The following is a 12401-nucleotide window of genomic DNA, read 5'->3' as shown; positions in this document are numbered from 1 at the left end:
AATCCCCCCTTGCATTTTTATCAATTGAGTAGTAAAGTGATATCAAGGTTAACGATGAGAAGGGGAAATGAAGTGGATAAGAATACGATTGGTTCGTTAATCTGGTTACGTTTAATTCGTTTCACCAACCAGAGTAACCAAATGTCGAATGAGTTTTTAAAGCGATTTGATTTAACAACAGCACAATTTGATGTGCTTGCGCAAATACATGTATATCAGCCATTAACACAGATCGAGCTTGCTGAAAAAGTAACCGTCACACAAGGTGGAATTTCTCGCATGCTTGCCCGTCTTGAGAAAGAAGGTTACATTGCGCGAAAGCAAGAGTGGAAAACCAAAACAATTTCCTTAACCGAAAAAGGGACGGAGATATTGGAAGAAGCCATGCCGGCACAACTAGGTTTCCAATCATCATTTTTTGACGACATATTAAATGAAGAAGAAAAGAAAACACTGTATACACTAATGACACGTGTGCATAAGCATAGCCAAAAAAAACAAATACCACCCCAGTAAATTTTTTTACACTATCACTTGATTAGTCAAGTTAAAAAGGAGGAACTACCGTGTACCAAATTCCAGGACACCATCATATATCCATGCTGACAAAAAATGCTCAATTGAATAATGAATTTTATCAAAAGATATTGGGCTTACGCAGAGTGAAGAAGACCGTCAATCAAGATAATCCTTTCATGTACCATTTATTTTATGGGGATTTAACCGGAAGCGCGGGCACAGAGCTATCTTTTTTTGAAATGCCAGCTGCAGGCAGAACTGTTCGTGGTACCAATGCGATTACACAGATTGGCCTGCTTGTCCCATCATCCGAAAGTCTGAACTATTGGAAAGGGCGCTTTGAACAACTAAATGTAAAACATGGTGATATCACCACGTATGCAGGCAGAGAAGCATTGCCATTTGAAGACTCGGAAGGGCTGCGCCTTATTCTCATTAACAACAATGGTGCGGAAGTGCCGAAGGATTGGGCGGCATGGGAACAATCATTAGTCGAACAAGAACATCGCATTTTAGGGATGGGAACGGTAGAAATGACCGTACGGAATGTAGACAAATTGGCTAAAACACTAACAGATATGTTCGGATATATCGAAGTCTTGCGTTCAGAGCAAGAAGCGATTTACCAGTCAGTTAAAGGGCAAGTGCTCGGTGAAATTGTGGTGAAGCAGCAAGATGGACCAAGCGAAAAGCCGGGTCGAGGAAGCATTCATCATTTGGCGATTCGTGTGAAAAACGAAGAGGAGATCGCTTACTGGAATGAAGTTGTAAAAAAACGGGGCTTCCAATCAACGGGTGTTATTGATCGCTTTTACTTCAAAAGTTTATACTTCCGTGAATCCAATGGCATTTTATTCGAAATTGCGACAGATGGGCCGGGATTTACAGCAGATTCTAAGGTTGAAGATTTAGGTGAAAAACTTGATTTACCACCATTTTTAGAAGGAAGACGTGCTGAGATTGAAGCTGGATTAACACCATTAGAATAAGAAGGAGAGATTATAAAATGGAAAAATATCGTATCGATACAAATAAAGGAATGGAATTTGGTTTATATTCGATCGGTGAGCATTTGGTAGATCCGACGACCGGAACTCGTATTAGCGCCGAGCAGCGTATTCATGAAATCATTGAGACAAGCAAGCTGGCAGAAGAAGCAGGCCTGGATGTATTTGCAGTAGGTGAGAGCCATCAGGCACATTTTACAACACAAGCACATACGGTAATTTTAGGCGCGATTGCTCAAGCAACTAAGAACATTAAAATTGCAAGCTCGGCAACTGTGTTAAGCACGTCGGATCCTGTGCGCGTATACGAAGATTTTGCAACACTCGATCTGATCTCAAAAGGCCGTGCTGAAATTGTTGCTGGTCGTGGCTCTCGTGTCGGTGCTTACAGTTTGCTCGGTTATGATGTACGTGATTATGAAGAATTGTTTGAAGAAAAGATGGATCTATTATTGAAGCTAAATGCTGAAGAGACCGTAACGTGGGAAGGACAATTCCGGGCACCACTCAAAAATGCAACCATTATTCCGCAGCCGCAAAATGAACAAATGCCGATTTGGCGTGCAGTAGGGGGGCCACCAGCAAGTGCAATTAAAGCAGGTTATGCCGGTGTTCCAATGATGTTAACAACGCTGGGTGGTCCGGCTGTTAACTTTAAAATTGCTGTTGATGCATATCGGGAAGCAGCACAGAAAAGCGGCTTTGATTCTTCAACATTACCAATAGCGACAACCAGTTTGTTCTATACAGCAGAAACCTCGCAGGATGCACTTCGAGAATACTACCCTCACATCGATTCTGGGATGATGGCATTAAAGGGGAGCGGATATCCAAAACAGCAATTTGCCCAGGCGACAGATCATCGCGATGCGCTAATGATCGGCAGCCCGCAGCAAATTATTGAAAAAATGCTTTACCAATATGAACTGTATGGACATCAACGATTCATGGCACAAATCGACTTTGGTGGTTTACCGTTTGAGAAAATCGTGAAGAACATTGAGCTCATAGCAACAGAGATTATGCCAGCCATTAAAAAGCATACAGCTAAAAAGTAAAGGAGGATATTACATGAAAATTGTAGGCATTGCCGGCTCAAATGTAGGCTCTAAAACAAGAACAGCAATGAATTATACTTTGAAGGTAACCCGTGAAAAGTATCCGGACGCTGACATAACATTGCTTGATTTGGCCGATTATCATATGGTTTTTAGCGATGGCCGAAATTATTGGGAATATGAAGGGGATACAAAATACGTGACCGAAACGATCATGGCGGCGGACGCCCTTATCATCGGGACACCAACCTTTCAAGCTTCTATTCCAGCAGCGCTAAAAAATATTTTTGATTTATTGCCGATCAATGCATTTCGGGACAAGGTTGTGAGTATCTTTGTAACTGCCGGGACAGCAAAACATTATTTAATGGTGGAACAGCAATTAAAGCCGATTTTATCTTATATGAAGGCGTATATCGTGCCTGGTTATGTATTCATAGAAGAAAAGGATTTTCATCGAAAGGAAATAGTGAATGATGATATCCTGTTCCGTATTGAGCGTCTAGTAGAGGATACCGTATTACAAGTCAACGCGGTTGCAAGCATGAAACAAGCAAAAGATGTGGCATATGATTTCTAATGAGGGCTTCCGGTGAATAGCCGGAAAGTTTAATAACAGGTTTTGGGGACTTGGGACTATCTTTCTGCAATTTAAAGCGCAGAAAAGATAGTCCTATTTTCATTTTCAAAACAGTAGGTCGTGTTCATTTATGCATCATCCATTTTTATCCCTCTAGAATGGAAAAATCCCCCTTCCTATATGATGAACTTCATTCCATTATAAAAATGACTGAATTTACATACATAACATTATTTTGTAAAGGAGGTGTAGCGTTCGTACAAGTACAAGCAAGAAAGTGACTAGTAAACTAACAAGGAGGCTGGGAAGAACATACTTTCGCACAATATGGTAACCGCTTACAAATTTTATCAGAGATAGGGGTCAACTAATAAACATTTTATCGAATTTATTTACAAAATTCAGTATTTAGAGGTGAATATATGCATAGATCTGGCCGGAAGAAATATTCGAACATGATGGTTTTGTTCCTGAGCATGCTATTGGCGTTTGGTACATTGTTTAACGCTTCAACCTCATACGCTGAAACAGATGTTATTGAAAATCCTGCGGAAGCACCTGCACCTGAGGAGGTTGCCCCGGTGGAACCACAAAATCCAGAAGGGACTCCTCAAGATCCGGAAGCACTTCCGCAGAATCCAGAGGCGGCTCCACAGAAACCAGAAGCAGCAAAGGATTCAATTAAGGCATCGAATGTCGGCGCTACCAATCTTAGAGTCGTAGAAGTAACCCATAACACCGTATCTTTGGAATGGGACGCTGCTCCTGGCATCAATGATTACTGGATTTGGAATGCCAAGACTAACGGGTGGGTTACTTGGGGGAATAGTGGGGCTCGAACTGTAGGCGGGTTGAGTCCTTTGACCGAATATTCATTTTTTATCGGTCCGGATGGAGTACAGGTAGCTAATCTTAAGCCAGAACAAAGAAGCAATGTAGTGACGTTTACAACGTTAGAGGATGTAAGCGAATACAAGGATCCGCCTCTAACGCCACCAAGTTATTTAACAGTGACTGGTGTCACGTATAACTCTATAACACTTGGCTGGGGGGGCGTTTCGAAGGCAACGGGATACGATTTTTATGTGGATGGCCAATGGATTAACGGTGTATGGAGTAATACGGTAACCTCGATTACTTATGCACCTGAAGCGGGTATGGAATCAGGTAGAACATACACCTTTGAAGTTGGAGCACAAAACCCTCCGCATCCGGCTTCAAAAAAAAGCAATAAAGTAAAGATTACCTGGGGAGAGCTTTCCGCTCCTAAGGATTTACAGGTTATCACAGCAACGAGAACAACAGCTTCACTGGGGTGGGCACCTGTACCTGGAGCAACAAGTTATGATATTTTCCAGGCTGGTAAGCTTGTAGGTTCAAACGATGCGAATCGCTTTGTAGCAAATGGACTTACAGAAGGGCAAACCTATTCATTCACCGTCGTGGCTAAAAATAATCTGTGGGAGTCTCCGGCAAGCAGCGAAATCTCCGTTGTGCCAGGTAGCGATTATACCAATGTTACGTATTACACTTCATGGTCTGGAATTGAAAAGCGAAACTTTAAACCAACTGACATTGACGTATCTCAAATTACGCATATCAATTATGCTTTTGCTGATTTATGTTGGAAAAAGTTTGGCACAGGTGCTGCAGCTTGCCAGAATGAGAACATTCCATTGCAAAAAGATTATGTATTTGATGGTGAGATGGTTATTGGCGATCCTGAGTTCGATATAAACAATTTTGAAACATTCGCAAACATTAGAAATCAAAATCCGCATCTAAAGATGATGATTTCGGTTGGCGGCTGGACCTGGTCCAAGAACTTTTCAAACATAGCAGCTACTGAAGAGACACGTCACGCTTTTGCCAATTCGGTTGTGAAATTTCTAAGGGAGTACCGATTGGACGGAGTAGACATCGACTGGGAATACCCGGTTGAAGGTGGAGTGGATGACAACTCCAGACGACCGGAAGATAAAGAAAACTTTACACTTTTGATGAAAACGGTTCGTGATGCTTTAGATGCGGCTGGCATGGAAGACGGTAAGTATTATCTTCAGACGATTGCTTCCGGACAAGGTGATAATTTTGTTGTGAATGCGGATTTTGCGAATTCTGTAAACTATCTCGATTTTATCAACATTATGACCTATGATTACAGCGGACTGAAAGATACACTTGGTCATCACAATGCGCCGTTATTTTATGATAAAAACCATCCAGGCAGGAATGCCCCTAGAAATAATGTGCAGGGTGGAGCTTTAGGCCATTTAAACGGTGGAGTACCTAAGCATAAGTTAGTACTTGGGATTCCGTTCTATGGGAAGGGCTATAGGGATTGTCTGCCAAATGGGCAATACCAGACCTGTGCTGGGGGCACGGAAATAATCTATACATGGGAAGCCAATCTTTTTGATTACACCGATCTCGAAAGAAATTATGTGAACAAAAACGGCTATGTCCGTTATTGGAACGAGGCTTCAAAAGTAGCTTATCTGTATAACAGTGAGAACAAAGTCTTTATTACCTATAATGATAAGGAGTCGATGTTATACAGCGCTTCACTCGTAAAATCGTTGGATATTGCAGGAGTTATGAGCTGGGATATCAGCGGTGACCGTAACAAGACACTCAATACACAATTAGTACATGATTTGCCAATTAACGGTACCGTGAATACGTCACAATTAGCCGCTCCTTCTCAAATCTCGGTTGCTTCCAAGCAGGCCAGATCACTACAGTTGAAATGGAATGCTTCAGAGGGAGCAACAGGCTATGAGGTATACGTGAATAAGCAGTGGGTTGGAAATACAGCAGAACCGCAGTATACGATAAACGGTCTTAAGCCAGATACCGAATATGCCATTCATATATTGGCGATTGAGAAGGCTAATGAGACCGTGCAAAGAGTATCCAGAAACAGTGACGTATTGAAAGTGACAACCTCATCAGATACGGCGACTCCACCAACATCTGGGGGAGGAGAAGGAGGTGGGGGGGGAACAACTACTTCGCCATCAACAACACCTCCACCAGCAGATAAAGACAAAAACGAATTAGGAACAAAGGTCAGCAAAAATGGCGACACAACGGTAGTCACGCTGCCAACGGATGCAGCAGCCATTAAGAAGATTGATGATTCGTCTTCAATCACGTTTAACATTGTTATTGACAGCGATGGCGGAAAGCCGGTGGAATTGACCTTACCTCAACAGATCATAGCGGCAATTGCCAAAAAAGGAGAGAAAGCCGCACTGTCGATCCGTATGAAGGATGCTGAATACAGCATTCCGGTTCATGCGATCCATGGAACGGCAGACATTAAAATTTCGTTCCAAACGCCGGAGCAAAGCGTCTTGGAGCAGATGAAAAAAGAGCTCGGTTCCAAGGGGATACCGGAACTGGTTCAACCGTTTGAGTTAAAGATTGAAGGGATCGCTTCTGGGCAAACGGCCAAATCACTTACCGATATCGGAAAATACTATATTAGCCGCATATTCACATTAAACGCGAAGGATATCGATGTGAATCGCACTTTCGGTGTGATCTTCATCCCGGGAAGCAACGAGCTTCGTCCTGTTCCAACGGTATTTAAAGTGAATGCGGATGGAACGGTAACTGTCGAAATGAAAACAAAAGGCAGCGGTATGTACGCTTTAATCAAAACTAACTACAACTTCCAAGACGCTACAAAGGGCTGGTTACAGAAGGATGTTCATCTGGCAGCCGCGAAGCTGATTGCCTCTGGAGAAAGTGCAAATATTTTCGGAGTGAACAAGAGCGCTACCCGAGCTGAGGTCGTGTCAATGATCGTAAGGGGCTTGGGGATTATACCGGATTCAACCAGTTCTGCGTTTAAAGATGTGGATGTAAAGTCCAAGTATGCTGGTGATATCGCAGCAGCATCAAAATTAGGTTTAATCCAAGGGAAAACGAAAGATACATTTGATCCAAACGGATTGGTGACCCGTCAGGAGATCGCTGTTATGCTTGCGAATGCAATGAAGTACGCAGGCAAAACGGGTGAAGCCAAAGCGGGTGTGCTAGGGCATTTTGTTGATCAATCCACTATTTCTTCTTATGCGAAATCGTCACTGGCCTTTATCGTACAAGAGCAGATTATGAACGGGGTATCCAAAACCCGTCTGGACCCTCAGTCCAACATAACGAAAGCTCAGACTGCAGTGACCGTGATGAGAATGCTGCGATCATTACAACTATCTAATTAAATTGAAGAGGGGGCGTCCCCAAAGGTCTGTTGGCCTGGGACCCTCCTCTTTTTTCTGTTATGAGATGAGAATAAATCAAGAAACCTTTCTAACCAAGTTAACGTATATTCCACTATCTTCAAAATAAGTGAGGGGGTTCAAGCATGTCATTTTTTAATAAAATGTTGGCCAGTGTTGGAATTGGGGCGGTTGAGGTAAATACGCATCTTGAAAAATCATCGTATTATCCCGGGGAAGATATAAGAGGAGTTATTCATATTAGGGGCGGGAACGTAGATCAAAACGTTGATCGAATCTATGTGAAGCTGATGACGGAATACACCAAAGAGATTAATGATAAAAAATTCTACGAATCTTACACGATCGCCAAAGTTAAACTATCGGACAGCCTCATAGTGAAGCAGGGCGATAAGCTTGAAATTCCTTTCGAATTTCCACTCCCGCTGGAAACACCGCTTACCTTGTCCAGGCAGCCAGTTTGGGTACATACAGGTTTGGATATCGAATATGCGATCGATCCGAAAGACCGGGATTTCATCGAAGTTACGCCGCATCCTTATACTTCAGTTGTACTGGATGCGGTATCGGAGCTCGGCTTCCGGTTCAAGATGGCAACCTGCGAGCATCATCCCCGGTTGGGCCGCGGGGTTCCTTTTGTTCAGGAAATAGAGTTTTATCCGGGACCTGAATATGCCAGAAGAATCACAGAGCTGGAACTGATTATGCATCTGGAATATGACCGTCTATCCGTTCTGGTGGAAATAGACCGTAGAGGAAGAGGCTTGTCTGGTTGGCTTGAACGCTCGTTCGATATGGATGAAAGTCAATGCCGAATGATTTTGGAGAAGAGTGAACTGAAAAAAGGCCCAGCGTATGTTGCCGAAATCCTTAAAGATTTGTTGGATAGACAAATATAATAGAAGAGCAAAATAGGTGATTGAATTGAAATTTATGGTATTAACTCTCATGAATTTTAGTATAATAGATGTACTCTATAACTAGAAGGGAAGGGTTATCGTATGAAGTTTACAGAATATCCGTATAAGCGTCCTGACATTAAAGAAATTGAACAGCGGTTTAAAGAATTACTGAAAACGTTTAATGAATCATCCACTTTTGAAGAGCAGGATCAGGCGATGACGGCGATTAACGAGCTGCGCCATAACATGGATACCCAAGCCACGCTGGTGAGCATCCGTCATTCGATCGACACTACCGATTCGTTCTATAAAGAAGAACAGGACTTTATAGATGAAGCCGAACCGGTGTTTCAGGAATACATAACTGATTATTACAGAGCGCTGATGGGCTCAAAGTTCCGCACTGAATTGGAGGCTAAATGGGGACAGCAGTTGTTCGCCCTGGCTGAATTGTCACTGAAGACGTTCAGTCCGGAAGTGATTGAAGACCTTCAGCTCGAAAATAAACTGTCGACCGAGTACTCGCAGCTGATTGCATCAGCCAAGATCCCTTTCAATGGTGAGGAGCTTACGCTTTCCCAGCTGACTCCTTATGAATTGTCCACAGATCGGGAAGTACGCCAGCGTGCTTTTGATGCGCGTTATCAATTCATGGCAGAGCACGAAGATGATTTTGACCGGATTTATGATGAGCTGGTTAAAGTACGGACGAAAATCGCCAAAAAGCTTGGTTATAACAATTTCGTGGAGTTGGGTTATGCGCGCATGGCCCGTACCGATTATAACGCTGAAATGGTTGCGAACTTCAGACAGCAGGTACAAGATTATCTCGTGCCGATGGCCTCTAAGCTGAAAGAGCGCCAGCGCAGCCGTATTGGCGTTGACGATTTGTTGTTCTACGACGAGGGCTTCAGCTTTAAGTCCGGAAATGCAACGCCGAAGGGTGATGCCGAATGGATCGTGGAAAACGGTAAGAAAATGTACAGCGAACTGTCACCGGAAATGAATGAATTCTTCACCTTTATGATAGAGAACGATCTTATGGATTTGGTAAGCAAAAAAGGAAAGCAAGCCGGTGGATATTGTACGTTTATTCCGGACTACCGCGCACCGTTCATTTTCTCTAACTTTAATGGTACCTCCGGAGATATTGACGTGCTGACGCATGAAGCGGGTCATGCATTCCAGGTGTATGAGAGCCGCGGATTCGAAGTGCCGGAATACAATTTCCCGACATATGAAGCGTGCGAAATCCACTCCATGAGTATGGAGTTCTTCACATGGCCTTGGATGGATCTGTTCTTTAAAGAGGATACCGACAAGTACAAGTTCAGCCATTTGTCCGGTGGTTTGGAGTTTATTCCTTACGGCGTGTCCGTCGACGAGTTCCAACATTTCGTGTACGCTAACCCGGATGCTACGCCGGCTGAACGTAAAGCAGCATGGCGTGAAATCGAGCGTAAGTACCTGCCGCATCGTAATTTTGCTGGGAATATGTATTTGGAAAATGGCGGCTTTTGGCATAAGCAAGGTCATATTTTTAAATCACCGTTCTATTATATCGACTATACGCTGGCTCAAATTTGCGCCTTCCAGTTCTGGGTACGCCTGCATGAGAACTATGAAGCCGCTTGGGCTGATTATTTGAAGCTGTGCCAGGTCGGTGGCAGCAAGTCGTTTGTTGAACTGGTGAAATATGCCGGTCTTAAATCTCCGTTTGAAGACGGCTGTATAGCTTCCGTTGTTGGGGATATTGAAAATTGGTTGAACAGCGTGGATGACAAAGCACTTTAATCATAAGTAGAGAAGTGGAATCATAACATTAAGAGCCGAGTGAAATTGGGATCATATCCTGGATTTCACCCGGCTCTATTCATTGTCCTTACATTTCTGTAAATTTGTTGTTTGCAGATAAAAAGGTTAAAATGAAATTAGGTTACTTAAAGTAAGACCAATATCGAAATGGAGGAGTTAATCATGTCCCAAAATATTTTAAACACAGGTAAACTAGTTCATAACATGGCACTTCAACAGATTCAGGCTATTCCGGAGGAGCTATTTGATATTCAGCCTCCGCAGTTCAATAATACGATCCGTTGGCATGTGGGGCACGTTATCTCCAGCTTGAATTACTTTCTTTCTCTAGCTGTTCCGTTTAACTTTGAGATTCCGGAATCATATGGTGGATTATTCGGAACCGGAACGAGACCATCGGAATGGACAACAACACCTCCTACAAAGGAAGAGCTTGTCAAGTATTTCTCCGGTCAGCTTGAAAGCTTGGCGGGCATATCTCCAAGTGCTCTTGAAGAACAACTGAAAGCGCCAATTGACTTGGGCAAGATGCACTTTGAAACCGCAGGAGAATTGGTCAACTTCGCTCTGATTCATGAGGCTATGCATATTGGAAACATCTCCAGCATGTTGAAAGTCATTCAGCACAATCAGGCGTAATTACATTGTTACAAACGCCCTCGGCGTCCTTCTCAAGGACGCCGAGGGCGTTTGTGCTTGGTGAAGTATTTCGTTATATGTGCCGCACCGCGTTCTGGGAACTTAAACAGCACTTTGCTCAATTTGCACAGCAACTGATTTACGATCGGGATATATTAAGCTTGCAATTATACCAACCAAGAGGCAGATGAAGAAAGTGCTGAATTTCGCAGAAACAATCGCTTCCAGTGGTGAAATCGACCACAGTATCGCACTGAGAAAACCTGTAATAATCGTTGCGATTACCCCAATACCCGATGTCTTTTTCCAGAAGAAAATTAATAAAATTACAGCAGAAAACGTATTGCCTATGCCTGCCCAAGCAAAACTTACAACACCATAAATGATGGAATCAGACCATAATGAAATGATAAGACCTAATATCCCAGCTATAATAACGACGAGACGAGATAAATTAACTAAAGTGCTGCTCTTCATCTTAATTCCCATTGATTTATGAATAATATCTTCACTTACTGATGTAGTTACCACCAATAGTTGGGAGGAGGCTGTAGACATAATGGCAGCCAATATACTGGATATAATAATTCCTGCTACCCAAGGAGGCAATAAATCCGAAACCATATAAGGCAATATCATTTCGGCATCATCTATTGTGCCTTGTTTATAAAGAACGGAACCGAAAATCCCTACTAAAAACGCGCCTACATAAACAATAAGTGTCCAGATAAAAGCGACCCATTTCGCTGTGCGCAGTTCCTTTTCATTTGTCAGCGCCATAAATCGAGAGCTTAATTGAGGTTGTCCGCCAAGCCAACCAAAGAACCACGAAAAGTTGGTCATCAACATGGCTCCTAACGCCAACCCTGTTAATCCTCCAAACCAGTTATTAGCGCCATTCCCCATTTCAGTCAAAGCATGAGAGATGGATAAATCATGATGTTGAATATGGATAAACGCCACAATCGGAACGATAATAAATGTTAACACCATTAAAAAGCTTTGTACCGTATCTGTCCATACAACGGACATAAAGCCTCCCATGCACGAGTAGGCAATGATAATTAATGCAATCACTATAGTTCCAATTGTGATATCCACACCGGAAATTGAATAAAGTGTTTTACCCGTACCTGAAAATTGGCCTGCAATATAAAAGACGGAAAATGCCCCCATAATTAAAGCGGATAATACCCGAATTATGTTGCTGTGGTTTGGAAATTTAACAGCTAAATAATCCGGCAAAGTAAAGACGTTATATTTTTTTCTTTCATTCATAAATTTCCGCGCTAAAAATAGCCAGGAAAAAACTACCCCTAAAAACATGCCAGACAATATCCAAATACCCGATAGACCAGTCACATAAATAAAACCAACCGCGCCTAAAAACATGTACGCAGATTCACCTGTTGCTCTTTCTGAAAAAGCCAATGCCCAACCAGGTAATTTATTTCCGCCTAAAAAATAATCATGTTGATCTAACTTTTTTCTACTAAAATAAACGCCGATTCCTAACATAGCCAGTAAATATATTACGATTTCTGCATAAATCACAAAGCTGCCTGTAACGTTCATGCGATTCCCCTCTTTTAATTCGTAGTAAACTTATATGATTTATATAAATTTAAGCT

At 42.6% G+C, this 12401-nt stretch carries 9 protein-coding genes; 8 read left to right on the top strand and 1 reads right to left on the bottom strand.

The genetic code is table 11. The features are described from left to right. Window positions 1–72 precede the first annotated feature (72 nt). The 8 genes from MNQ98_RS26190 to MNQ98_RS26155 all read left to right on the top strand — a co-directional run bounded on the left by MNQ98_RS26190 (window position 73) and on the right by MNQ98_RS26155 (window position 10770). The gene (locus MNQ98_RS26190) at window positions 73–516 is read left to right on the top strand and encodes a MarR family winged helix-turn-helix transcriptional regulator (protein ID WP_241930830.1); all 444 of its coding nucleotides are present in this window, start codon (window positions 73–75) and stop codon (window positions 514–516) included. Between the two features lie 50 nt (window positions 517–566). Next, entirely contained in the window at window positions 567–1508 is a 942-nt protein-coding gene (locus MNQ98_RS26185; RefSeq protein ID WP_241930829.1) for a ring-cleaving dioxygenase, read from the top strand. 17 nt (window positions 1509–1525) lie between these two features. Continuing rightward, the gene (locus MNQ98_RS26180) at window positions 1526–2584 is read left to right on the top strand and encodes an LLM class flavin-dependent oxidoreductase (protein WP_241930828.1); all 1059 of its coding nucleotides are present in this window, start codon (window positions 1526–1528) and stop codon (window positions 2582–2584) included. Between the two features lie 13 nt (window positions 2585–2597). Next, window positions 2598–3164, top strand: a complete 567-nt coding sequence (locus MNQ98_RS26175; protein WP_241930827.1) for an NADPH-dependent FMN reductase — start codon at window positions 2598–2600, stop codon at window positions 3162–3164. 422 nt (window positions 3165–3586) lie between these two features. Next, window positions 3587–7396: a glycosyl hydrolase family 18 protein gene (locus MNQ98_RS26170; RefSeq protein WP_241930826.1), complete on the top strand. Its 3810-nt coding sequence runs from the start codon at window positions 3587–3589 to the stop codon at window positions 7394–7396. 143 nt (window positions 7397–7539) lie between these two features. Further along, window positions 7540–8313, top strand: coding sequence for a sporulation protein (locus MNQ98_RS26165; RefSeq protein ID WP_241930825.1), 774 nt, complete (start codon window positions 7540–7542; stop codon window positions 8311–8313). Between the two features lie 102 nt (window positions 8314–8415). Next, window positions 8416–10110 carry a M3 family oligoendopeptidase gene (locus tag MNQ98_RS26160; protein WP_241930824.1) on the top strand — a complete coding sequence of 565 codons (1695 nt, stop codon included), beginning with the start codon at window positions 8416–8418 and terminating at the stop codon, window positions 10108–10110. A gap of 183 nt (window positions 10111–10293) precedes the next feature. After that, the gene (locus MNQ98_RS26155) at window positions 10294–10770 is read left to right on the top strand and encodes a DinB family protein (protein WP_241930823.1); all 477 of its coding nucleotides are present in this window, start codon (window positions 10294–10296) and stop codon (window positions 10768–10770) included. Between the two features lie 102 nt (window positions 10771–10872). Here the strand turns inward: MNQ98_RS26155 and MNQ98_RS26150 are convergent, their stop codons facing one another. Further along, window positions 10873–12345 carry a sodium/proline symporter gene (locus tag MNQ98_RS26150; RefSeq protein WP_241930822.1) on the bottom strand — a complete coding sequence of 491 codons (1473 nt, stop codon included), beginning with the start codon at window positions 12343–12345 and terminating at the stop codon, window positions 10873–10875. Between the last annotated feature and the right edge of the window lie 56 nt (window positions 12346–12401).

The sequence above is a fragment of the Paenibacillus sp. N3/727 genome (genome assembly GCF_022637315.1).
Lineage (GTDB): Bacteria > Bacillota > Bacilli > Paenibacillales > Paenibacillaceae > Paenibacillus_AQ > Paenibacillus_AQ uliginis.
Note: the sequence above shows the minus strand (reverse complement) of the source record. Positions and strands in the feature narration are given on the sequence as shown.